The following is a 22647-nucleotide window of genomic DNA, read 5'->3' as shown; positions in this document are numbered from 1 at the left end:
GCTCAGCCGGCGTCCTCTTCGCTCTTCAGCTCGTCGCCTTTGAGTTCGTCACCTTTGAGCTCACCCAGCACGTCATGGAAGTCCTTGGCCTCACGGAAATTGCGATAGACCGACGCGAAGCGGACATAGGCGACGTCGTCGAGCGACTTCAGCGCTTCCATGACGAGCCGGCCGACCTCGCCCGAGGCGATTTCAGTCTCGCCGGAGCTTTCGAGCTGGCGCACGATGCCGGTGACGGCGCGGTCGATGCGCTCGGGATCGACATTGCGCTTGCGCACCGCGATCTCCACCGAACGCAAGAGCTTGTCGCGGTCGAACGGCACCTTTCTGCCGGACTTCTTCACCACCACGAGGTCGCGCAACTGGACGCGCTCGAAAGTGGTGAAACGGCCACCGCAATCGGGACAGACGCGCCGCCGGCGGATCGCCGCGCCATCCTCGGCGGGGCGCGAATCCTTCACCTGCGTATCTTCAGACTGGCAATAGGGACAGCGCATGGAGAGCCTTCAGGTTGGCGATTCTGGCGGAACGATAGGCTTAGAGGTTTTTGCCGGGACGGCAAAGGTTCGGCAACGGCCGCTCGCGCCCTCAGAGATAGCGAGGCGGGAGGAAAATTGCCAGCCGCGCCAGATATGTCAGGGCGCGACGTCCTTGGTCGGGAAGCCGCAGGACGTTCCGAGGTTGCGGTAGGCCTTGGTGAAGCCGTCCATAGGGATGCTGGCGACGGCTTGCTTGCCGAACGTCACGTCGAGCGAGATGACCTGGCGCATGGCCCGCAACAAAGCGAGACTGGTCTTGGCCTGGTTGTCGACGGTCCAGCTCGGGCGGCCGGCATCATTGGAATAGACGGTCGCGGAAACCTTGACGCCGGGGTCACCGAAGGTCGCGGCGATCTTCTTGCCGGTCGGCAGCTCCTTGTTGGCGATGGTGAACATGATCGCCGGATAGGCATCGGGCGGCAGGGCGTCGCCAGTCGAGATCGAAAGCGTCAGCGTGCCGGCATTGCCGTTGCCGTCGACAAAGGCTGTCGAGGCCGCACAGGTCTTGTGCGAATCCTGGCCGGTGTCGAGCGCATCGATGATGGTGGTCCACCTGCCAAAGGTGTTGGTGGCCGGGATATCCGTGCCCGGCTGCGTCTGCTCCTGGGCGATCGCGCCTGACGCGGTGAAAGCGGCAAGCAAGCCGAGGAAGGCCAGAACGGCAGGATGGAACATGCGCATCGTCAGATCTCCACAGGCCGCGCCGCCCGGACAGCAAGCGGCGCAGAGCGCGGGATAAAAGACGAAGCGCCGCTGGCGGTCAACCGAGATAGGGATAGAGCGGGAAACGATCGGTCAGCGCCACGACCTTGGCCTTCACGGCTGCTTCCACAGCCGCATTGCCTTCGTCGGAATTGGCGACCTTCAGCCCGTCCAGCACTTCGGCGATCAGCTTGCCGATCTCGCGGAACTCGGCCTGGCCGAAGCCGCGCGTGGTGCCGGCCGGCGTGCCCAGACGCACGCCAGAGGTGACGAAAGGCTTTTCCGGATCGAACGGGATGCCGTTCTTGTTGCAGGTGATGTTGGCGCGGCCGAGCGCTGCCTCGGCGCGCTTGCCGGTGGCGTTCTTGGGCCTGAGATCGACCAGCATCAGATGGTTGTCGGTGCCGCCGGAGACGATGTCGAGGCCGGTTTCCTTGAGGCTCGACGCCAGCGCCTTCGCGTTGGCGGCGACACTCTCGGCATAGAGCTTGAAGCTCGGCTTCAGCGCCTCGCCGAAGGCGACCGCCTTGGCGGCGATGACATGCATCAGCGGGCCGCCCTGCAGGCCGGGGAAAACCGCCGAGTTCATCTTCTTGGCGATGTCCTCGTCATTGCACAGGATCATGCCGCCGCGCGGGCCTCGCAACGATTTGTGCGTGGTCGTGGTCACGACATGGGCGTGCGGCAGCGGTGACGGATGCACGCCGCCGGCAACCAGGCCGGCGATATGGGCCATGTCGACCATCAGATAGGCGCCGACCGCATCGGCGATCTCGCGAAAGCGCTTCCAGTCCCAGATGCGCGAATAGGCGGTGCCGCCGGCCAGGATCAGCTTCGGCTTGGTCTCATGCGCGGTCTTTTCGATCGCATCCATGTCGAGCAGATGGTCGTCCTTGCGCACGCCATAGGAAACGACCTTGAACCATTTGCCGCTCATATTGACGGGCGAGCCGTGCGTCAGGTGGCCGCCGGAGTTCAGGTCGAGGCCCATGAAGGTATCGCCCGGCTGCAGCAGCGCCAGGAAGACCGCCTGGTTCATCTGGCTGCCGGAATTCGGCTGGACATTGGCGAAGTTGCAGCCGAACAGCTTTTTGGCGCGCTCGATAGCGAGTTCCTCGGCGACGTCGACGAACTGGCAGCCGCCATAATAGCGCTTGCCCGGATAACCCTCGGCGTATTTGTTGGTCATGATCGAGCCCTGCGCCTCGAGCACGGCGCGCGAAACGATGTTTTCCGAGGCGATCAGCTCGATCTCGTGACGCTGGCGGCCAAGCTCGTTGCGGATCGAGCCGAAGATCTCCGGATCGGCATCTTCCAGCGTGGTTTCGAAGAAGGATTCGAATTTGTTCGACGCTGCCGCTGCAGTTGCCATGGCCTGAAATCCTTCGGTTCGGGGCATTTATCTATGCATATCGTTGCCCGAAACCGCTGCACGGTTCCGGGCGACATGCATTGCCGCGCCATTAACACAGTTGTTTTCGCCTCGCCACGTTTGCAGCGCGAAATTTGCTGGCCGGATTGCGCCAGAGCGGCCCTGAACCGCTATTTTCGCTCCTGCCGCCCCTGCAGCAAGGCTTCGGTGAGCGTGATCTCGGTAAACAGCGCCCGCGCCGTATGGTCGTTGATCGCGCCGCTGCTTAACATGTCGCGCACGGCGATGCGCTCGGCCTCGATGCCGGCAAGCCGCATTTCGAGCTCCAGCCGCCCGACTTCGCGGGCCTCCGCCCGGGCGTCGTCGGCCTCGTCCGAGGTGGCGATGCGGCGCCGGTAGCCGGCGACGATGTTTTCGGCGGCGGCAAGCCTGGCGCCGGGCACCTCGCCCTGGTCGTCGTCGCTGGCGCCCGCCATGCTTTCGATGCGGGCGATGGCCGCCTTGGCGGCGCCGATGCGGGCGAGACGCTCCTCGATGGCGCTGCCATCCTCGCCCGGCTCGACCAGTCCGTGCGCTATCTTCGGCAGCGCCACGCTGGCGATGGCGAGCGAACAGATGATGACGCCGGCGGCGAGGAAGATCACCAGGTCGCGCGCCGGAAAAGACGAGCCGTCCGGCATGGCAACCGGCAGCGACAGGATGCCGGCCAGCGTGATCGCGCCGCGCACGCCCGCCACCGAGCCGGCAAGCCGCACACGCATGCCAAACGGCTCGGCCTTGCGCTTTCCCCATTTTGCCTTGAGGCCTGCCGCGATATCGCCGACCCAGATCCAGAGGAAGCGCAGCGCGATCAGGCACAGCGTCAGCGCTATCACCGTCGCGACCGGCTGGATGATCGGGTAATGGCCGGTCAGTTCGGGCGGCACGCGGCGAATGATTTCGGGAAGCTGCATGCCGAGCACGATGAACAGCGCGCCATTGTAGACGAAGGACAAGGTCGTCCACAGCGAGATCGTTTGCATGCGCGCCGAGACGCCGAGGAAGCGGAAGACGCCGGAGCCGCCGGTCAAAAGCCCGGCGGTGACCGCCGCCAGAATACCTGAGGCATGCAGATGTCCGGCGACGAGATAGGCAATGAAGGGCAGCAGGACCATGACCAGAACCTGCGCCTCGGCCGGAACGCCGCCGATGCGATTCAGAAGCTGCAGCAGCCTGGCGGCGATGAACAACGCGGCGATGCCGGCCAGGATGCCGATGGCGACGGCATAGACGAAGGACAGCGATGCATCGGCGAAGGAAAAGCTGCCGGTCACGGCGGCGGCGACGGCGAAGCGGAACATGACCAGGCCCGAGGCGTCGTTGAGCAGCGCCTCGCCTTCCAGAATATGCATCAGCCGCGCCGGCACCAGGCTTCTGTCGACGATCGAGGACACCGCCACGGCGTCGGTCGGGACAGCACGGCGGCGAGCGCGAAGGCGACGACCAGCGGGATGCTCGGCACCAACCAGTGCAAGGCATAACCGAAGCCGACAATGGTAAAGAAGACCAGCCCGATGGCCAGATCGAGGATCGGTCCGCGCAGCGCGATCAACTCGCGTTTGGGCGCTCCATACGCATCGCCGAACAAAAGCGGCGGAATGAACACCAGCAGGAAGAGTTCGGGGTCGATCTCGACATGGATGCCTTTCACCGGCCAGGCGAGCGCGGCGCCGATGGCAATCTGCAGCACCGGCAGCGGCACCCGAACCAACCGCACCAGTGCGCCGGAAAGAGCGACGAAGACCAGCACGGCGAGGATGAAGATTGCGACCTGCATGGCGCGATTCCGGCTGTTTTGAGGACCATGCGCAATTGCCGTTAGTCCGTCCAGATGGGCCTGCGGCGCAACGTCCGGCAGTGTTCATGGCCTGCATGGCTGGCGGCCACCAGTCTTCTTCTGTTGGGATGTCGAACGGAAAAGGCCACCTTGCGGTGGCCTTTCCTGAAGGAGATCAGCCGCTTAGAGCGAAGAGGTGATCTGCAGTTCGCTGGCGCCATCGAGCGCGTAGACGTCGTCGCGGAACTGCACGACGCCCGGACCCGTCGACCAGGCCGACACATAGAGGAAGTGGACCGGAACCGGGTTGACGACCTGCACCGGCGTGTTCTCGCCGGTCTTGATGGTCGCCTCGAAATGCTGGCGGTCCCAGCCGGGTGTGTCGCGCAGGATCCATGTGACGAGGTCGCGCACGTTCTGGACACGCACGCAGCCCGAGGAATCGAAGCGCATCATCTTGCCGAACAGGCTTTGCTGCGGCGTATCGTGCATGTAGACGCCGTCGGGGCTGGGGAAGTTGATCTTCACCGAGGCCATGGCGTTGCCGGAACCCGGATCCTGGCGGAAGCGGTATTTTGCGGCATCATCCGTCGACCAGTCGACAGTCATCGGATCGACTTCGCTGCCATCAGGCGCAAACAGCCGGATGTGGCTGTCCTTGAGATAGTCGGGGTTCTTCCGCATCAGCGGAATGATGTCCTTGCGCACGATCGAGACCGGCGCGTTCCAGTAAGGATTGACGATGATCTCGTTGATCTTGGAATTGACCACCGGGGTCTGGCGGTCGATCTTGCCGACGATTGCGGTGTGGCGCAGCACGACGCGATCGTTCTCGACCGCCTCGATCTGTGCCGCCGGGATATCGACCAGCACATAACGGCTGCCCAGCGTGCCGGCCTTTTCGCGCAGGCGCTCCAGGTTGGTCTGCAGCTGACCGAGGCGGATCTGCGCCGAAACGTTCATCGCGGCATAGGTGTATTTGCCCATGGCGCCGTCGGCCGGCAGGCCATGGCGCGCCTGGAAGCGCTTGACCGCGGCGTCGACGTAGGAATCGAACGACGTCGAAATGCCGGCGCTCTGCGCCAGGTCGCCCGAAACCATCAGCCGCTTGCGCAGCGGCACCACGTCCGGATCGTCGACGCCAAGCTGCAGCTTCTTGGTCGCCGGCACCTCGCCCCAGCCGCCCTGGGCGACGATGTTCTGATACTGCGCCACCGCCTGTTCGGTGAAGGCGACCGTCTGCAGGCTGAAGATCGGCAGCGTCGAGGCGACCTTGCCGCCCTCCGAGGCGCGGGCATCGAACTGGTCGTCCCAATTGCCGCGGCCCGACGATTTCAGGATATCGTCGATCACATCCTGCGCGCTGGCGGCATTGGCAACCATGGCAACGGCGAGCGCGGAAGCTCCGGAAAGGAAAAGGCGGCGGCTGGTTCTCATGGACGTTCCAGACATTCTTGTCGTGTTTGGCTTCTAGCGTTTGGCTGTTGCAGCGTTCGGCTACGTGCTCGATCTTGGGCGATATCGCCCGCACTCTAAAGTTGGCACTGTTAACAATTAGCCAACCATGACCTGCATCACTTGGCCGTGAAAAGCGGACCGCGATGCGACATTACAGGCGCGCGAACAGCTTTCGCCGCCGCATCACCCGCATCCCCGCTTCCACCGCGAATATGGCGGCAACGTGGCTTACGCCGAATTTGGAAGCGCCGGCGGCTCGAAAAGAAAAGGCCGGTGCTTTTCGGCACCGGCCTGTTGGCTGAGACTTTCCTCCGGCCGCGCTTCTTCCGGCGCAGCTGCTATTCAATGGCCCGCTGATTACATCCGGTAGGCGATGGTGTCGTTCCAGAAGCGGTCGAGGCGCTGCAGCGCGCGGTTCATCTGCTTGAACTCTTCGCTGTTGATGCCGCCGACCTGTTCGATCGAGCCGACATGGCGCTCATAGAGACCGGCGACGACTTCCGCCACTTCATTGCCCTTCGGCGTCAGCGAAACGCGGACCGAACGGCGGTCGATGCGCGAGCGCTGGTGGTTGATGAAGCCGAGATCGACCAGCTTCTTCAGATTGTAGGAGACGTTCGAGCCGAGATAGTAGCCACGCGAGCGCAGCTCGCCGGCGGTCAGTTCGGAATTGCCGATATTGAACAGAAGCAGCGCCTGGATGGCATTGATGTCGGAACGGCCGTTGCGGTCGAACTCGTCCTTGATCACGTCAAGCAGACGGCGATGCAGACGCTCCACCAGCTGCAGCGATTCCATGTAAAGCGAACGGATAGCCTCGCGGCGATCGTCGGATACGTTGGCGGTCTTCGCCGCCGGACGCGAATTGATCATTGTCTTTGCCTCTCGTTTGTCGCCCTGGTGATTTTTTGTTTTTCACCTTGATTGCGACACTATCGAATACTCATAAAATTCGACTTAAACGCTAGGGCTAACAAGAGCTTACCGGTAATAGGTTTCGCAAGACGCTTAACGAACGGTCACCCGAGCAAGGATAATTAACCTAAAGATTTACCCAATGGCTGCGGGGCGGCGTTTCAGGCGCGCGCGGGGCGCTTGCGCATCCAGATAACGACGCGGAAGGCGATGTAGAGCAGCGCCACCGCGCCATGCGAGAAGACGATCAGCGGCCGGTGGCCGTACAGATCGGGGAAGCCGGCATACATGATGGTCTCGGTGACAGCACAGATGAACCAGATCACCGGGCCCCACGACGCCAGCATCCAGAGGCCGGCGGCGGCGAAGGGGAAGAACACGGCCAGCATCACCGCCACGACCTGCCAGTGCACCGGCATCAGGTCGAAGCGCCACAGCGGGCCGGGATAAAAGCCGATCAGCCGGATCCAGTACAGGATGCCGAACAGCAGGCAATAGCCCGCTATGACGCGCTGGAACCAGGCGAAGATGATCTCGACACCCGAGGGCTGCAGCACGATGCGCCGCGACGTGACCTCGCTCACAGTTCGAGCTCCCGTTCGAGCGGCGCGAAATAGGCGTCCACCGAAGCAGCGTCGACCTCGGCCAGGCTTTCCGGCCGCCACTGCGGCGTCGAACCCTTGTCGACGAGGACGGCGCGGATGCCTTCATAGAAGTCGTGCCCGGCCAGCATGCGGTTGAGGATACGGAACTCCATCTTCATGCAGGCTTCCATCGACAGCGTCAGCCCGGCGCTGATCTGGCGCCACGCGACATTGAGGCTGGTCGGCGAGCGGGTGCGGATGGTGGCCAGCGTCTTGGCGGCAAACTCGTCGGCGCCTGCCGCCCGCTCCAGGCTCTCGAGGATTTCGGCGAGCGAGGGTTGGGAAAAATGCCGGGCAATGGCTTCCAGCACCGGCTGGCCGGTCTCCCGCCTGGCCGGCACGAAAAAGCCGCGCAGCACCGATTCCGGATCGCCATTGGCGCAGAGCCGATCGAGAAAGGCAGCCTGGTCGGCGGCCTTGATGGTGTGGGTGGCCAGGCCAGACCACAGCGCATCGCCATAGCGAATGCGGTTGCCGGTCAGCGCCAGATACATGCCGAAGCTGCCGCCAAGGTCGGGCAGAAGATGGCTGCCGCCGACATCGGGGAAGAAACCGATGCCGACTTCGGGCATGGCGAACTGGGCGTTCTCGGTCAGCACACGCTGCGAACCGTGGAAAGAGATGCCGACGCCGCCGCCCATAACGATCCCGTCGATCAGCGCGACATAGGGCTTTTTGTAACTGTTGATGCGGGCGTTGAGCCGGTATTCGTCGGCGAAGAACTCGACCGGCGGCTTTCCGGCGCGGGCCTCGTAGACGTGCATGATGTCGCCGCCGGCGCAAAACGCCCTGCCCTCGGCCTTGACGATGACGACATCGACGCCGGTATCGCGCTCAAAAGCGTCGAGCGCCTTGTCCAGCGCCTTGATCATGCGATGTGTCAGCGCATTGAGCGCCTGCGGCCGCGTCAGCGTGACGACGCCCGCCTTGCCCAACCGTTCGAAGCGGATCTCGTCGCCGCCGCCAAAATCCATCGTCAGAGAATCCCTCCCCGCGCCTGCGGGACTGAAGTGCTAAAGGTGGCGCATGGGTGCGTCAACCGGCGGGCGCGGTTTGGATTTTCGCAAGGGAACGCGACCGTGCTTTGCCCCCGACAGAAATGCGCGCAAAATTGCCGGGCAAAACAGCCTTTCTTCTGATGCAGGGACAAACGCATGACGCTTGAAACCGCAGCGCCGAGCCATGGCTGGGAGATGCCGAAAAAGTTCGACCCGAACGATGTGCTCAGCCGCCCGCTGATGGCCAATCTGGCGACCGTGACCGCCGATGGCGCGCCGCGCAACGCGCCGATGTGGTTCATCTGGGAGGATGCTGCGATCTGGCTGCTGGGCTCGACCGGGGCAAGTGCTGTCAAACACCTCGAACGCGATCCGCGTTGTGCGGTGGAGATCGTCCATTCGACAATGAGGCCGGCATCCTGCTGCATCTCGGCCTGCGCGGCGTCGCCACCATAGAAGCGATGGCGCCGAACCGCTTCAAACGGCTGCTGCACAAATATCTCGGCCCGGAGGCGACCTGGAACCGCTGGTTCATCGACAATGTCGCCGACATCGGCCATCCGGACGGGCGCCTGATCCGGCTCGCCCCGGAGAGCACCTTCACCAACAATGTGTCGTTCTTCAAAACCGGCCCAGAACTGGCGTGGCCGCCAAAGCCGTAAGCACCGCGTCATCGGCTGGCACAATCGTGTCGCATTGGTCAGCGGCAAGGCCTCGTGGTAAAAGCCGCCTCGACCCGGAGTTTTTGCGATGAACAAATTCACCCCCGCGACGAGCAACAAATTCGCGCCGGCAAAGCTCGGCGCACGCAGCGTCGACGAGATCACCGGCAGCCGGCGCTTGCGGCGCATGCGCAAGGCCGACTGGTCGCGCCGCCTGGTGCAGGAAAACCGGCTTACGGTGAACGATCTGATCTGGCCGATCTTCGTCATCGACGGCAAGAACACGCGTGAGCCGATCGCCGCCATGCCCGGCGTCTTCCGCCTGTCGCTGGACCTCGCCGTCAAGGAGGCCGAGCGGGCCGCTAAGCTCGGCATTCCGGCGATCGCCACCTTCCCCAATGTTGAACTCAGCCTGCGCGACCTGACGGGATCGCACATCCTCGACCCGGAAAACATCATCAACCGCGCCACCCGCGCCATCAAGGACGCAGTGCCGGAGATCGGCATCATCACCGATGCGGCGCTCGACCCGTTCACCTCGCACGGCCATGACGGCATCTTGCGCGACGGCATCATCGTCAATGACGAGACGGTGGAACAGGTGACCGCCGCGGCCGTCATCCAGGCGGCGGCCGGCGCCGACATCATCGCGCCGTCCGACATGATGGACGGCCGCATCGGCGCTATCCGCGACGCACTCGACGCCAACGGTTTTTCGGATGTGGCGATCATGTCCTATGCGACGAAATTCGCCTCCGCCTTCTACGGCCCCTACCGCGAGGCGGTCGGCACCGCCGGCCTGCTCAAGGGCGACAAGAAGACCTACTATCTCGACCACGCCAATTCCGACGAAGCGGTGCGCGAGGCCGAGCAGGATATCGCCGAGGGCGCCGACATGCTGATGGTCAAGCCCGGCCTGCCCTATCTCGACATCATCCGCCGGCTGAAGGACGAGTTCCAGATGCCGACCTTCGCCTACCAGGTGTCAGGCGAATATTCGATGATCAAGGCGGCGGCCGCCAATGGCTGGATCGACGGCGAAAAGGCAATGCTGGAGAGCCTGCTCGCCTTCAAGCGCGCCGGCTGCGACGGCATCCTGACTTACTTCGCGCCGGAAGTGGCGCAAATGCTGAAGGGATAAATTCACTCCAGCACATAACTCTCTTTGACATTTCTTGTTTCGAAGTCCAGCCGACCACGCCCGCAAACCGACATGTCTTGGAACAAGTCGGGCTTCTTGATGCCTGCTTCGACACAGGCTTCTCTCAATTTGGCGGTGCAAATGACGATGCCCATGTTCTTCTGTTTGAAGATATGCGCATCGCCAACAATCTCCTCCTTGAAATAGAAGCACGCGCCTCCGGCGCGGTCGTAGTGGACGCCTCCATTCTCGCCGATCAAAAGCCTAAACTTCGACGATTCGAGATCCACGGCATCAATCTTGCGAACGATGTCGCAAAGGTAGTGCTTTGGTTCGATCGGCTTTCCGCTCAAATAGAATACGTCGCAGTCGTTAAACACGACCCCATCGGGGTCGACTGACTGCAGAACTTCCTTCAGGCGCTCGGATACAAGCCAGTAACAATGAAAATCTTCTAAGTCTTTTGGTGGCCTGCAATAGGCTGTCGCTTCAGGCCGTAGCCTGGGCGTCTCCGGGTACTCAGGAAAGCCGTATCCCCCAAACTCCGTCGGCCCGAGCAGTATGCGGGGTGGCGGCACCAAAGCTTGGGCGTTTTCCAGCTGAAGACAATGGGACCCGCCGCGATATGTCGGTCCGATCTGGAAGAATTTTCCATGTTTCTTGAATTTCGCCTCTTTGCGGAAAACCCGCTCTGGGACTTGAGCTGGCCTATTCTGCGGGCGGTTCCGGTTGGCAAACAGTTTTGCAATGAGTGAAATAATGGTCACGTGCGCGCCTGCTCAGTTTACCGACTTTCGAGTTCAAGACTAAATCGCGTGAGAGTACCCGTCCACCTGCTTCGCGCCCGAAGTGGCGCAAATGCTGAAGGGTTAGCCGGAACCCTGATACACCGGGTTCCGGCTTTTCCTCACGCCTTCGGCAAATAAGGGATCGTTCCAGCGAGATCGGTATCGTCGATCAGTTGGAAGCGGCTGTCGCTGCCCTTCTGACGCTCCGCCACAAACGGAGCGTATTGCGGATCGTTGGTGAAGGCTTCGGCTGCCTTTGCCGACGGAAACGCCATGATGGCGATCAGGCTGGTGTCGAGCGGCTTGCCCTCCAGCGTCTTCACATTGCCGCTGCGGGCGAGATACTTGCCGCCATGCTTGTGGACGAGGTCATGCACCGAAGCGGCATAGGCCGGCACCCATTTGTCGTCCTTCACCTTGATGTCTGCGATCACGTAAGCGGTCATTGTCCAACTCCTCATGGATCGGCACCGGACTGCCCGGTGACGTGACCGCTGCCTCGCATGGCGGCGCCGGACCGCTCCAGTCACAGAACTGTACCGGGGGTGCCAGTACAGCTTCTGTACTGGCTGAACTCAGGTTTTCTGAATAAGGTCCGGCAACATCTTTTGGAGCTCACCACATGACACAAGCCGGTTACAAGCAATTCTGCCCGCTCTCCATGGCCGCCGAGCTGCTCTGCACACGCTGGACCATGGTGCTGCTGCGCGAACTGGTGGCGGGATCGACCCGCTTCAACGATTTGCGCCGCGGCGTGCCGAAAATGTCGCCAACCCTTCTGTCGCAACGGCTCAAGGACCTCGAGGCCGGCGGCATCGTCGAGCGGACCGAGATCGCGACCGAGAAGGGCGTGTTCGAATACCGGCTGACCGAGGCGGGCCGGGATTTGCGCCCGGTTGTCGAGGCGATGGGGTTTTGGGGCCAGAAATGGGTCGAGGCCAGGCTGTCGCTCAAAAACCTCGATCCGTCGCTGCTGATGTGGGACATGCGGCGCAATCTGAACCCCAGTCCGCTGCCGGACGGGCGCACCGTGATACAATTCCTGTACCATGACCTGCCGGCGTCAAAACGATCGTGGTGGCTGATCGTCGAAAAGCAGGGCGAGGTCGATCTTTGCTGGTACGATCCGGGCTTCGACGTCGATCTCTACGTCTCGACCGATCTGTGCACCATGACCTCGATCTGGATGGGGCTGACGACAGTTCACAAGGAACGCGACAAGATCAGCCTGACCGGCGATCTCGACGTCGCCGGCAAGATGCAGATCTGGCTTGGGCTCAGCCCGTTTGCGGTGATGCCGAAGCGCGTGGCGGCTTGAGGTCCCTGCGCATTCCACAGATCGCTTGCCTCTAAAAATACTAGTTGCAAAATGCAATCAGTTTGAATACTGATTGCAAATCACAACTGGTCACCAAAGGGAGTCTTCCATGTCCAAACTGCGCGTCAATGCCTTCACCTTGTCGCTCGACGGTTTCGGCGCCGGTCCTGACCAGGACCTGCAAAATCCGCTCGGCGTTGGTGGCGAAGATCTGCACAAATGGATGACCGGCACCCGCACCTTCCACGAGATGGTCGGCAAGGATGGCGGCAGCACCGATGTGGACGACCGGTTCACCGTCCGCAGCTTCGACAATGTCGGCGCCTGGATCCTCGGCCGCAACATGTTCGGCCCGATCCGCGGCGAATGGCCGGATGAGAACTGGAAGGGCTGGTGGGGCAACAACCCGCCCTATCACGTGCCGACCTTCGTGCTGACCCATCACAAGCGCGACCCCATTGTGATGGAAGGCGGCACCATTTTCCGCTTCGTTACCGGCGGCATCCACGCCGCGCTCGAACAAGCAAAGGCTGCGGCCGGCGGCAAGGATGTCCGCGTCGGCGGCGGCGTTTCCACTATCCGGCAATATCTCAAGGAGAAGCTCATCGACGAGTTGCATCTGGCTGTGTCGCCAGTGTTGCTCGGGAGGGGCGAGAGCCTGTTTGCCGGGCTGGATATGCTGAAGCTGGGTTACCAGTGCACCGAGCAGGTGGCGACAGCGCTCGCCACGCATGTGACGATCAAGCGGGTGTAGTGGCGAAGTGATAGGCGCAGGCTTCTTTCTCCCCGTACTACGGGGAGAAATGCCCGGCAGGCAATGAGGGGCAGCGCTGCTTTTGGAGGTTAGCAGCGTCCGACGACTGTGAATTCGCCGATGCCGGCGCTGCCCCTCATCCGCCCTTCGGGCACCTTCTCCCCGTGAAACGGGGAGAAGGAAAAGTGCTCAATACTTCTCCGGCACGTAAAGCTCGCGCGGCAGGACCTGGCGCTCGTACTCCGGGTTGAACACCCGCTCGGGCAGCGTGATTTCTTCGTGCGGCACGTCCTCATAGGGCAGCTGTTTGAGGAGATGGTCGATGCAGTTCAGCCGCCCCCGCTTCTTGTCGTTGCCTTCGACGATGTACCACGGTGCCTCTGGGATGTTGGTGCGGGCGAACGTCTCTTCCTTGGCCTTGGTGTACTGCTCCCAGCGCACGCGCGACTGCAGGTCCATCGGCGACAGCTTCCACTGCTTCATCGGATCGTGGATGCGCATCATGAAGCGCATCTGCTGTTCCTCGTCGGTGATCGAGAACCAGTATTTGACCAGCGTGACGCCGGAGCGGACCAGCATGCGCTCGAACTCCGGCACGTCGCGGAAGAACTCTTCGACCTGATCGGGTTCGGCAAAGCCCATCACCCGCTCGACGCCGGAGCGGTTGTACCAGGAGCGGTCGAACAGCACGATCTCGCCGCCGGCCGGCAGATGCGGCACGTAGCGCTGGAAATACCATTGTGACTTTTCGCGCTCGGTCGGCGCCGGCAGCGCCACGACGCGGCAGATGCGCGGGTTGAGGCGCTGGGTGATGCGCTTGATGACGCCGCCCTTGCCGGCGGAATCACGGCCCTCGAAAACCACCACTAGCTTCTTCTTGTGGTAGGCAACCCAGGACTGCAGCTTGATCAGTTCCGACTGCAAGCCGATCAGGTCGCGGAAATACTGCATGCGATCGATCGACGGCGGATGCGCGTTCTTGTAGATCTTGGCGATCTCCAACGACAGCGCCGGCTCCGAGATTTCCAGCTCATAGTCCTCGTCGAGCGTGTCGGCGAGTTCGGCTTCCAGCCAATCCCTGGCCGCAGAATTCTGCTTTAGCTCATTCATTTCCACTGCTCCGCTTGCCGGCTGACATGAAACCCTGAGCCGACTTGATATAGGCCGGCAATGACGGTTTTATTGCAAGCCGCCGGCCAGCCGGTCTTCACTGCAAAGCAGCGAGGCATTGCCGATCCAGCGCCCTGGCATGGCGACAAGCCGCTCAAATTGTCCTACAAATAGCGGACCCGTTCGGGCTTCCCCGCCCTTTCCTGCTAAAACCGCCTCCCCACCAAAACTACGAGGATCAGACATGGAATACCGCACGCTTGGCCGTTCCGGCTTGAAAGTTTCGGCGCTGACCTTGGGAACCATGACCTTCGGCGGCAGCGGGCCGTTCGCTGCCGTCGGCAATTCCGATCTCGCGGAGGCCTCGCGCATCATCGACACTTGCATCGATGCCGGCATCAATCTCATCGACACCGCCAATGTCTATTCCAACGGTCTGTCGGAAGAGATCATCGGCGAGGCGCTCGGCGGCAAGCGCAAGAACGACGTGCTGATCGCCTCCAAAGCGCGCATGCGGATCGGCAAGGGCCCCAATGACGAAGGCCTGTCGCGCCATCATCTGATCCGCGAATGCGAGAAGAGCCTGAAGCGCCTCAGGACCGATGTCATCGACATCTATTTCCTTCACGAATGGGACGGCGCGACGCCGCTCGAGGAAACCATCGCCGCGCTCGACACGCTGGTTGCCCAGGGCAAGATCCGCTATGTCGGCTGCTCCAACTATTCCGGCTGGCAGGTCATGAAGGCGCTGGGCATCAGCGACAGCCAGCACCAGCCGCGCTTCGTCACCCAGCAGATCCACTACACGCTGGAAGCACGCGAGGCCGAGTATGAGCTCTTGCCGATCTCGGTCGACCAGGGCCTTGGCGTGCTGGTGTGGAGCCCGCTCGCCGGCGGCCTGCTGTCGGGAAAATACCGCCGCGACAGCCCGACGGCGCGCCAGATCGGCGGCTGGTCGGAACCGCCGATCCGCGACGAGGACCGGCTGTGGCGGATCGTCGATGTGCTGGTCGACATCGGTGCGGCACGCGGCGTTTCGGCGGCCCAGGTGGCGCTGACCTGGCTGCTCGGCCGGCCAGCCGTCAGTTCGCTGGTGATCGGCGCACGCAATGAGTCCCAGTTGAAAGACAATCTCGCCGCGGCAAGCCTGACGCTGTCCTTTGATGAACGCCAGCGTCTCGATGCCGTCAGCCGGCCGCCGGTGCTCTATCCCTACTGGCACCAGCAGTTCACCGCGAAGGACCGCTTCGGCCCGGCCGATCTGGTTATGGACCGCAGCGTCATCTGACTTAAGGGCGCCGGAGGCCGCTAGCCCGCGATAAACCGCCAGACCTGCGGATCGGTCTCGATCTGGCCGCTGAGCACGAAATATTTGTAGAGCACGAGCAGGCAGATCGCCTGCTCGGCCCGCTCGTCGGCGAATTTGCGGCAATAGGCGTTGGCCGCCGCAACGATGCGCTGGGCCTCGGCCGGATGTTTCTCGAGATGGTGCACGCGCTCGGCCAGATCGCTGAAGTCGGGCGCCAGCGGCACATAATGGACATCGGGCTCGAGTTGCCCTTCCGCGAACCAGGTCTCAAAGGTCGGCGGCGGCATCAGGCAGAGCGAGTTCGAGCTCATGATCCATTTCAAATTGGTCGCGACGTCATTGCCTTCGAGCGAGATGATGTAGCGGTAGCGGCGCTGCTGATCGATGCTGAGATAGGGCTTGCGGTATTCCGCAGGTGCTGTCGCCCTCGGCGTGCCGACATCGCAGAACGGCAGATTGCGGGCTGCATCCAGCAACAAGGTGCGGATCGGATTGTTGAGTTCGCCGCGCCAAACGACGAGCGGATGCTTGTCGGCGAAGGCGACATCGTCGGCCGGCATGTAGAAATGACGGAACTTGTTCAGCTTGAACAGGACGCCGTTGCCGTTGTCGCCCACTATCGGCCGGTCCTTGACGATCGACGGCATCTTCGGCACTTCGATGACGTCGCCGAATTCCAGGTCGATGCGCAGATCTGGGTCGAAATAACGGGTGAACTCCTTCAGATCGTAATAGTACATGCTGCGGTCCGACGGCAGCCGGCTGACCGGCACGGCCTCGGGGCTGGGGCTAAAAGGCTCCCGCAGCGTGTTGTAGTAATTGAGCCGCTGGCGGACCGATGCGTCGGAAAGCCTGGCCTGATCGAGCAGCCGGCCGAGCCGGCGCCGGAAAAGAACCGGCGGCGCGATGTCGCGCATGGCGTTGCGCGCATAGTAGATCAGCTTCTGTGCGTTTCTTTGAAGCGTGGCCATCGGTCGTTTTGATTCGAAATCGGTCGGCGGCGGCTCCAGCAACTGTCCCGCAGCCTTTTCTAAACCATTGTGTTCGCCATCACGCAAGTCCAGAACCGCTGGCATCTGCCCTCGCGGCGCTGTTGTGTTTGCCGGCCAATGCTTCTAGGCAGGATCAGGCACAGCGAAAGGAAACGATATGGCTCGACCACCGAATTACGGTCAGGAACGCAAAGAGCGCGACCGGCAGAAGGCCGCCAAGAAGGCGGAGAAGCTCGCCGCCAAGGTCGCGGCCAAGGAGCGCGCCGAGCCTGAGAACGAGGCAAGTTCCAAAACCGACACCGAGACAGAAAAATAGGCAAGACAGGATCACCGGCCCGCGAAACGGGCCGGATCCTGGCAAAATGCCGGTCTGATCAGGCCGATGTGATCAGGCCGGGGCCTTGTCGCTGACGAAGACGTTGACCTCGCGCGCGGCGGCGATGAAGGCGCGTCTTGCAATCATCGCCGGCTTGTCGCCGGCCAGCGCGTCATGGCAGGCCTGCAGCGCTTCGCGGTGCTTGGGGCTGCGCTTGCCGGGCCAGCTGTTGAGCAGGTAATCGGAAGCCTCACGCACCGTACGCAAGAGCTGAGTGCTTCCCTCCGTGCCCGACTTAACGGTCACGGGTGTTTCAAATCGGTTGTTTTCCATGGCCGCCTCTTACGCCATCGGCGTCCGCGAAGCGAGGCCGAAAGCGGATGGCGTCGGCGTTCTTTCGTTTTCGTGACCGGTATCAAGCGGCGACGACGGCAAAACCCCTGGCGCGCAGGCCGCGCCGGTCATTGTGCAACGACGTCACCAGGCGGGCGCGGCTGCCGGCTATATGGGCGGAAAGTCGCGCCGCCGCCGCATCGGCATCGCCGGCCCGCACCGCCGCCAGAATGGCGTGATGCTCGCTCCAGGCGCGGCCAAGGGCCGCCTCGTCGCGCACCTCCAGCCAGCGCGCCCGCGACAGGCGCGTCATGGCATCGCGCACGGCCCGAAACAGGAACTCGTTGCCGGAGAGCCGCGCCAGTTCGATATGGAAATCCATGCCGACGCGGTGCCATTCCTCGCGCGGCGTGGCAGTGTCGCAGGAATCCAGCATCGCCTCGATGACATCGGCTGCGCTCCTGTCGGCCAGCGCCGAAGTCAGCCTGACCGCCGCGACCTCGACCGCTTCGCGGTACACCGCGATCTGTTCCAGTTCGGCAAGGTTGATCGGCGACACGGTCCAGCCGCGCCCGTCGCGGCAGATCAGCCCTTCCGTCTCCAGCCGCAGCAGGGCTGCCCTGACCGGCGTGCGCGAGGCGCCGAAGCGGCTCTCGATCCAGCGCTCCGTCAGCCGCTCGCCAGGACCAACCTCGAGGCCAAGGATCATCTCGCGAAGCGCTTTTTCGACGATCTGCATCTGCGACATAGTTGCTTCCATTGCTGGCGATCGGCCTTGCCCGTTGGTCTTGCCGATCACATTGAGAGCGCCTGATTGACAGCAGCCGGGCTTTGCGTCCATGAGGTACCAAGTTGGTATCCCAAAATGGTATCCGCAGCAAGCGGACAGGACAGGACATGCCGCAGGACAGTGCAGCGCAGGCCGCCGAAGCGCCTTCCACCTACAACATTCATTGGCGGCGCAACCTGCTCGTGTGCTTTGCCGGATCGTTCAGCACGCTTGTGGCGATGACGCTGTTGCTGCCGTTCCTGCCGCTCTATGTCGAACAGCTGGGCGCCGTGGGCCACGCGGCGATCGTGCAATGGTCCGGTATCGCCTTCGGCGCCACCTTCCTTGCCGCGGCCCTTGTCGCACCGCTGTGGGGGCGGCTCGGCGACCGCTACGGCCGCAAGGTGATGCTGGTGCGCGCCAGTTTCGGCATGGCGATCTGCATGTCGCTGACCGGCATGGTGCAGACCGTCTGGCAATTGGTGCTTTTGCGCCTGCTGATCGGCTTTGCCGGCGGTTATTCCTCAGGCTCGACCATACTTGTCGCCATGCAGACGCCGAAGGAGCGCTCCGGCTGGGCGCTTGGCGTGCTGTCGGCCGGCATCACCGCAGGCTCCCTGGTCGGCCCGTTGCTTGGCGGCGCGCTGCCGCCATTGATCGGTATTCGCGCCACCTTCCTCATCGCGGGCGGCGTCATTTTCCTGGCGGCGCTGGCGACGACGTTCCTGATCAAGGAGATGCCTCGCCCGCCAATGCAGGCACAACCCAAGGAGAAACCAAAGGGCGGTTGGGCGCAGATCCCCGACAAACGCCCTGTCGTGGCGATGCTGGCAACCGGCATGCTGTTCACCTTCGCCAACATGTCGATCGAGCCGATCATCACCGTTTACGTCCAGCAACTGGTCGCGGACGCAAGCCGGGTGACCCTGGTCTCAGGTGTCGTCATGTCGGCGGCCGCACTCGGCGCCATCCTGTCGGCGTCACGGCTGGGTAAGCTCGCCGACCGCATCGGCCACTGGAACGTCATCGTCGCATCGCTGGCCGTCTCGGCGCTGCTGTTGATACCGCAGGCCTTCGTCACCGAGAGCTGGCAGTTGGTCGGGCTGCGGTTCCTTATGGGTCTGGTGCTGGGCGGGCTGTTGCCCTGCATCACCAGCGTCATCCGCCACAATGTTCCCGATGGGGTCGGCGGCAATGTGCTGGGCCTGGCAATCTCGGCGCAATATGTCGGCCAGGTCGCGGGTCCGCTGCTGGGCGGCTTCGTCGGCGGCCATTTCGGCATGCGCGCGGTGTTTCTCGGCACGTCGGTGCTGATGGCGGGCGGTGCCGCGTATAATTGGCTGGCCCAGGCGCGCCGCACGCGCGACATGCTGGCGATATCGGAAAAATCCTGACAGAGAGGTTGCGCCGCCTATCGTCAATCACGGAGCCCGAGACATGAGCATCGCCGAGTCAGCACCAGCAAACAGCGCGCGCATCCTCGTTTTCGCCGGCGGCATTGCCGGCGCGGCGGGCGTGGCGCTGTCGGCGGCATCAGCGCATCTCGGCGGCGCCTTCGTCGGCACTGCGGCATCCTTCCTGCTCATGCATGCGCCGGTGTTTTTGGCCGTCGGCCTCGCCGGCGCAAGCCGGATCTTGCGGATCGGCAGCCTGGTGCTGCTCGTCGGGCTTGTTCTGTTCTGCGGCGATCTGCTGGCACGGGATTTCGTGGGATCGCGGCTGTTCCCAATGTCGGCGCCGATCGGCGGCACCTTGCTCATCGCGGGCTGGCTGGTGATCGCGGCCTCGGCGCTCGTGCGGCAACGGTCCTGACGAGCCAAGAACCCTGCCCCATCAGATATCACACGAGGCTTAATCCTGCCGGTTTTGCGGCAGCAGGTCGCGGTTGCGCTTGGCAGACTTGGTCGGCCGCCGCCTTTCCGGCTGCTCCGTGGCAGGCGAGATACCCCAGTAGTTGCGATAAATGTCTTCGAACAGATGCTTCACGGGATGCATGTTCGTCTCCTCTTTAAGCACTTGAATCGATCCAATCAGCTGGCACGAAAATGCCGGGGCCGATCAGCTGCGCTTGCGTTTCACAAGGTATTGCAGGTCACGCCTCCACGGCCCGACCTTGTCGCGGCGCTTGCGGGTGGCGGCGTCGGAGACTATGCCCCAATCATTGCCATAGATGTCTTCGAACAGATAATTCACGGGATGCATGGCACCCTCCTCTTGAATCGATCCAAGTTGTACTTGGTGAATCCCTTGGATCGATTCAAATATAGACTCTCTCCGCCGTCCGATCAAGGGAAAATTTGAACCGATCCAACGAAAGTGCTAAACAGGCTCCGGTTCAGGAGACGAAAATGACGGCATTGACCTCCGGCAAGACGAGACCAGTGCGGCTTGCCGACATCGCCAAGGCGGCCGGGGTCTCGCACGGTACCGCGTCCAACGTGTTCGCTCGCCCGGAAATCGTGCGCGAAGAGGTCCGCGAGCGGGTCAAGGCGGCGGCGGAAGCGATGGGCTATGCCGGCCCGGATCCCAAGGGCCGGCTGCTGCGCGCCGGCAAGGTCAACGCCATCGGCGTGGCAACGGCAGAACCATTGTCCTATTTCTTCGACGATCCCTTTGCCCGCGTCATGATGGCCAGCATTTCGCAGGCCTGCGACGCCACCGGCGCCGGAATTTCGCTGGTCTCGGCCGCCAACAGCGAGCAGCTCGCCTGGAACATCCAGAGCGCCCTGGTCGACGGCTTCATCGTGTTCTGCATCGAGGGTGGGTCGCGGCTGGTCGAACTGGCGCGCGAACGCAAACTGCCTTTCGTGGCGCTTGATCTCGATTCGGAAAATGAGGCGGTCGCTGCGATCGGCGTCGACAACGTCGCCGGCGCGGGTCTGGCGGCGCGCCATCTGGCCGAGTTCGGCCATCGCAGCTTTGCCGTACTCGCCCTGGAATCTGCCGACGCTGGCTTTGGTCCCGTCACGCAGGAGCAAGTCGAGACGACATCCCTCTACTCGGGCACACGCGACCGTCTGCGTGGCTATTTCGGCGAGCTCTCCCGCTTCGGCATCGACGTCTCGCAAGTGCCAATCTACGAAACCCTCAATGACGAGGCGAGCGTTCGGGCCGGCCTCGATCATATTTTCGCGCTGCCGCAGACGCCGACGGCAATCCTGGCCATGTCGGACAAGATCGCGCTGCATGCGCTCGACTGGCTGCGCGAGCGTAACATTGCCGTGCCGGGCGATGTGTCAATCGTCGGCTTCGACGGCGTGCCGGAAGGCGCCGACTCCGAGCCGCCACTAACCACTGTCGCCCAGCCGATCGCCGAGATGGGCCGGCTGGCCGTCAAGGCGATCCTCGAAAATGACGGCTCGCAGCACCGGCAATTGCTGCCGGTCGATCTTGTGGTGCGGGGGTCGTCCGGCCCCTCGCCTGCTAGCTAGGCGGCTGATGTGGGATCATCGGCTTAGCCTTGGCATCGCGGGCATGCCGAAGGTCTGGTGAACGGCTGGCGCTTCTTTGCGAACCGGCTTTTTGCCCAAGCCGATGCCGGACAGCCACTCAAGATAGAAGGCGAGCGCGAATTGCATGGCGATGCCGGCCGAAATCAGCAAGACGTCATAGGCAAAGCCGCCCGGATTGATCAGCTTCATCACCTGCGCCGCCATGGCGATCAGCGTGCCGGCGAGGAACACCGGCAAGGAGCGCTTGCCGAGCAGGGCAAGCGGATGGTCCGGGCTGAGACGGAACAGGTTCGAGAAAGCCGGCAGGGCGACGATCAGATAGCTCACCGCCAATATGTGCAGGAGCCGCGGCAGCGACAGGAACGTCTTGTCGAAGCCGCCGATCACCACGGGCAGGTTAAACCACGTTATCTCGCCCCAGAGCGGGCTGTGCACCCAGACCGCCGCTGCCGCGACATAGGTCGCCGCGGCGCCCACCAGCCAACGATTGACGGGAATTGTGCCGCCGCGCCTGACATGCAGCATGCCGGCAAGGCCGATGTTGAACAGGAATTGCCAGGACAGCGGGTTGAGGAACCAGAAGCCGGGCTCGGGATAGTTCGGCGGCGCGATCTGCCAGAGGCCGGCGACGAGCCACAGCGCGCCGGAAAAGACCAGCGCCGGCAGCGGCCGGTAGCTGACGAAGAGCAGGAAGAGCGGCGCCATCAACAGCAGCGCCGCATAGACCGGCAGGATGTTGTTGTAGCCAAGCTGGTGGCCGAGCGTGACAATGCCGATCATGACCTCCGGCGTGTTCTTCATCAGCGGCTCGATGTTGATCAGCTTGAGCAGTTCCGGCCGCCGGCCGAACACCGCCGCGGCGCAGAACAACGCCATCACAACCATGGTGGTGACGATGTGGGCGCTGTAAAGCACGCCGGCCCGGCGCCACATCTTCAACATCGCCAGCAGCCGGCCGCCCGGCTGGAACTTGGTGCCATATGCGAGTGCGACCGACATGCCGGAAATCAGCACGAAGGCTTCCGCCGCGTCCGAGAATCCGAAATTCTTGTAGGTCAGCGTTTCGAAGACGGTGCCCGGCACGTGGTCGATATAGATGGTCAGGAGTGCGAGCGCACGGAACACGTCAACGCGCGTGTCGCGATCGGGGATACGCGGAGCGCGATCGGCGATACGCGGGGCGCGATCGGGCGGAACTGGCAGGGTCATCGACAAAAGGCCTCAAAGGAGAGCAAGGGTGCTCGCGTTGTTCATGCCGG

The 22647-nt window shown here is 62.9% G+C and carries 26 protein-coding genes and 1 pseudogene; 10 read left to right on the top strand and 17 right to left on the bottom strand.

Going from position 1 to position 22647, the window contains the following annotated elements:
- Window positions 1–2: 2 nt before the first annotated feature.
- The 8 genes and pseudogenes from nrdR to NKH22_RS22650 form a co-directional block, all read right to left on the bottom strand.
- Window positions 3–497 carry a transcriptional regulator NrdR gene (gene nrdR, locus NKH22_RS22685; protein WP_023669351.1) on the bottom strand — a complete coding sequence of 165 codons (495 nt, stop codon included), beginning with the start codon at window positions 495–497 and terminating at the stop codon, window positions 3–5.
- A gap of 138 nt (window positions 498–635) precedes the next feature.
- Window positions 636–1220 (bottom strand): invasion associated locus B family protein, encoded by a 585-nt coding sequence (locus NKH22_RS22680; protein ID WP_023821122.1) that lies wholly within the window; start codon window positions 1218–1220, stop codon window positions 636–638.
- Between the two features lie 79 nt (window positions 1221–1299).
- Window positions 1300–2613: a serine hydroxymethyltransferase gene (gene glyA / locus NKH22_RS22675; protein ID WP_023669349.1), complete on the bottom strand. Its 1314-nt coding sequence runs from the start codon at window positions 2611–2613 to the stop codon at window positions 1300–1302.
- Window positions 2614–2783: 170 nt separating this feature from the next.
- Window positions 2784–4429, bottom strand: a pseudogene (locus NKH22_RS22670) (Na+/H+ antiporter).
- Window positions 4430–4612: 183 nt separating this feature from the next.
- Entirely contained in the window at window positions 4613–5866 is a 1254-nt protein-coding gene (locus NKH22_RS22665; RefSeq protein ID WP_023708671.1) for a L,D-transpeptidase family protein, read from the bottom strand.
- Window positions 5867–6244: 378 nt separating this feature from the next.
- Window positions 6245–6760, bottom strand: coding sequence for a transcriptional regulator LdtR (ldtR, locus tag NKH22_RS22660; RefSeq protein ID WP_023672997.1), 516 nt, complete (start codon window positions 6758–6760; stop codon window positions 6245–6247).
- Window positions 6761–6963: 203 nt separating this feature from the next.
- Entirely contained in the window at window positions 6964–7386 is a 423-nt protein-coding gene (locus tag NKH22_RS22655) for a DUF6163 family protein (protein ID WP_352911056.1), read from the bottom strand.
- A complete protein-coding gene (locus NKH22_RS22650) occupies window positions 7383–8420 on the bottom strand; it encodes an enoyl-CoA hydratase/isomerase family protein (RefSeq protein ID WP_352911053.1) in 1038 nt (345 codons plus the stop codon). The genes NKH22_RS22655 and NKH22_RS22650 overlap by 4 nt, the downstream gene beginning before the upstream one ends.
- Before the next feature lie 180 nt (window positions 8421–8600).
- Between NKH22_RS22650 and NKH22_RS22645 the strand changes: the two genes are divergently transcribed.
- The 3 genes from NKH22_RS22645 (at window position 8601) to hemB (ending at window position 10247) form a co-directional block, all read left to right on the top strand.
- Window positions 8601–8900: a pyridoxamine 5'-phosphate oxidase family protein gene (locus NKH22_RS22645; protein ID WP_352911052.1), complete on the top strand. Its 300-nt coding sequence runs from the start codon at window positions 8601–8603 to the stop codon at window positions 8898–8900.
- Window positions 8822–9106, top strand: coding sequence for a hypothetical protein (locus NKH22_RS22640; RefSeq protein WP_352911172.1), 285 nt, complete (start codon window positions 8822–8824; stop codon window positions 9104–9106). The genes NKH22_RS22645 and NKH22_RS22640 overlap by 79 nt, the downstream gene beginning before the upstream one ends.
- An 88-nt stretch (window positions 9107–9194) precedes the next feature.
- Complete coding sequence (hemB, locus tag NKH22_RS22635; RefSeq protein WP_352911049.1) at window positions 9195–10247, top strand: porphobilinogen synthase; 1053 nt, start codon at window positions 9195–9197, stop codon at window positions 10245–10247.
- 2 nt (window positions 10248–10249) lie between these two features.
- Here hemB and NKH22_RS22630 read toward each other — a convergent pair whose 3' ends face one another.
- Both NKH22_RS22630 and NKH22_RS22625 read right to left on the bottom strand, forming a co-directional pair.
- Complete coding sequence (locus tag NKH22_RS22630) at window positions 10250–11014, bottom strand: imm11 family protein (protein ID WP_023713510.1); 765 nt, start codon at window positions 11012–11014, stop codon at window positions 10250–10252.
- 140 nt (window positions 11015–11154) lie between these two features.
- Entirely contained in the window at window positions 11155–11481 is a 327-nt protein-coding gene (locus tag NKH22_RS22625; RefSeq protein WP_023693250.1) for a DUF1330 domain-containing protein, read from the bottom strand.
- A 176-nt stretch (window positions 11482–11657) separates the two neighbouring features.
- On the opposite strand from NKH22_RS22625, the gene NKH22_RS22620 reads away from it, so the two are divergent.
- Both NKH22_RS22620 and NKH22_RS22615 read left to right on the top strand, forming a co-directional pair.
- Entirely contained in the window at window positions 11658–12353 is a 696-nt protein-coding gene (locus tag NKH22_RS22620; RefSeq protein WP_023682403.1) for a winged helix-turn-helix transcriptional regulator, read from the top strand.
- 109 nt (window positions 12354–12462) lie between these two features.
- The gene (locus NKH22_RS22615; protein ID WP_023689515.1) at window positions 12463–13107 is read left to right on the top strand and encodes a dihydrofolate reductase family protein; all 645 of its coding nucleotides are present in this window, start codon (window positions 12463–12465) and stop codon (window positions 13105–13107) included.
- 189 nt (window positions 13108–13296) lie between these two features.
- Here the strand turns inward: NKH22_RS22615 and ppk2 are convergent, their stop codons facing one another.
- A complete protein-coding gene (ppk2, locus tag NKH22_RS22610) occupies window positions 13297–14217 on the bottom strand; it encodes a polyphosphate kinase 2 (protein ID WP_023705076.1) in 921 nt (306 codons plus the stop codon).
- Between the two features lie 244 nt (window positions 14218–14461).
- On the opposite strand from ppk2, the gene NKH22_RS22605 reads away from it, so the two are divergent.
- A complete protein-coding gene (locus tag NKH22_RS22605) occupies window positions 14462–15505 on the top strand; it encodes an aldo/keto reductase (protein WP_023689518.1) in 1044 nt (347 codons plus the stop codon).
- Window positions 15506–15525: 20 nt separating this feature from the next.
- On the opposite strand, the gene NKH22_RS22600 is transcribed toward NKH22_RS22605, so the two are convergent.
- Window positions 15526–16497 carry a glycosyl transferase family 90 gene (locus NKH22_RS22600; protein ID WP_352911044.1) on the bottom strand — a complete coding sequence of 324 codons (972 nt, stop codon included), beginning with the start codon at window positions 16495–16497 and terminating at the stop codon, window positions 15526–15528.
- A 178-nt stretch (window positions 16498–16675) separates the two neighbouring features.
- Between NKH22_RS22600 and NKH22_RS22595 the strand changes: the two genes are divergently transcribed.
- Window positions 16676–16834 carry a hypothetical protein gene (locus tag NKH22_RS22595; RefSeq protein WP_023673009.1) on the top strand — a complete coding sequence of 53 codons (159 nt, stop codon included), beginning with the start codon at window positions 16676–16678 and terminating at the stop codon, window positions 16832–16834.
- Window positions 16835–16906: 72 nt separating this feature from the next.
- Here NKH22_RS22595 and NKH22_RS22590 read toward each other — a convergent pair whose 3' ends face one another.
- Window positions 16907–17140: a DUF982 domain-containing protein gene (locus NKH22_RS22590; RefSeq protein WP_245259900.1), complete on the bottom strand. Its 234-nt coding sequence runs from the start codon at window positions 17138–17140 to the stop codon at window positions 16907–16909.
- Window positions 17141–17249: 109 nt separating this feature from the next.
- Window positions 17250–17915, bottom strand: coding sequence for a GntR family transcriptional regulator (locus tag NKH22_RS22585; RefSeq protein WP_023689520.1), 666 nt, complete (start codon window positions 17913–17915; stop codon window positions 17250–17252).
- Window positions 17916–18064: 149 nt separating this feature from the next.
- Here NKH22_RS22585 and NKH22_RS22580 point away from each other — a divergent pair, with 149 nt between their 5' ends.
- Window positions 18065–19330 (top strand): multidrug efflux MFS transporter, encoded by a 1266-nt coding sequence (locus NKH22_RS22580; RefSeq protein WP_023736462.1) that lies wholly within the window; start codon window positions 18065–18067, stop codon window positions 19328–19330.
- A gap of 43 nt (window positions 19331–19373) precedes the next feature.
- Window positions 19374–19748 (top strand): DUF423 domain-containing protein, encoded by a 375-nt coding sequence (locus tag NKH22_RS22575; RefSeq protein WP_023711546.1) that lies wholly within the window; start codon window positions 19374–19376, stop codon window positions 19746–19748.
- A gap of 39 nt (window positions 19749–19787) precedes the next feature.
- Here NKH22_RS22575 and NKH22_RS22570 read toward each other — a convergent pair whose 3' ends face one another.
- Both NKH22_RS22570 and NKH22_RS22565 read right to left on the bottom strand, forming a co-directional pair.
- Complete coding sequence (locus NKH22_RS22570) at window positions 19788–19931, bottom strand: hypothetical protein (RefSeq protein WP_023673014.1); 144 nt, start codon at window positions 19929–19931, stop codon at window positions 19788–19790.
- A 63-nt stretch (window positions 19932–19994) separates the two neighbouring features.
- Entirely contained in the window at window positions 19995–20138 is a 144-nt protein-coding gene (locus tag NKH22_RS22565) for a hypothetical protein (protein WP_023705079.1), read from the bottom strand.
- 146 nt (window positions 20139–20284) lie between these two features.
- Between NKH22_RS22565 and NKH22_RS22560 the strand changes: the two genes are divergently transcribed.
- Entirely contained in the window at window positions 20285–21367 is a 1083-nt protein-coding gene (locus NKH22_RS22560; protein WP_023682412.1) for a LacI family DNA-binding transcriptional regulator, read from the top strand.
- 15 nt (window positions 21368–21382) lie between these two features.
- On the opposite strand, the gene NKH22_RS22555 is transcribed toward NKH22_RS22560, so the two are convergent.
- On the bottom strand, window positions 21383–22597 hold the full coding sequence (locus tag NKH22_RS22555) for an OpgC family protein (RefSeq protein ID WP_352911040.1): 1215 nt from the start codon (window positions 22595–22597) through the stop codon (window positions 21383–21385).
- Window positions 22598–22647 lie beyond the last annotated feature (50 nt).

It is taken from the genome of Mesorhizobium sp. M1252 (assembly GCF_040318265.1).
Taxonomy (GTDB): Bacteria; Pseudomonadota; Alphaproteobacteria; order Rhizobiales; family Rhizobiaceae; genus Mesorhizobium.
This window is presented reverse-complemented; position numbering and strand designations above follow the sequence as displayed.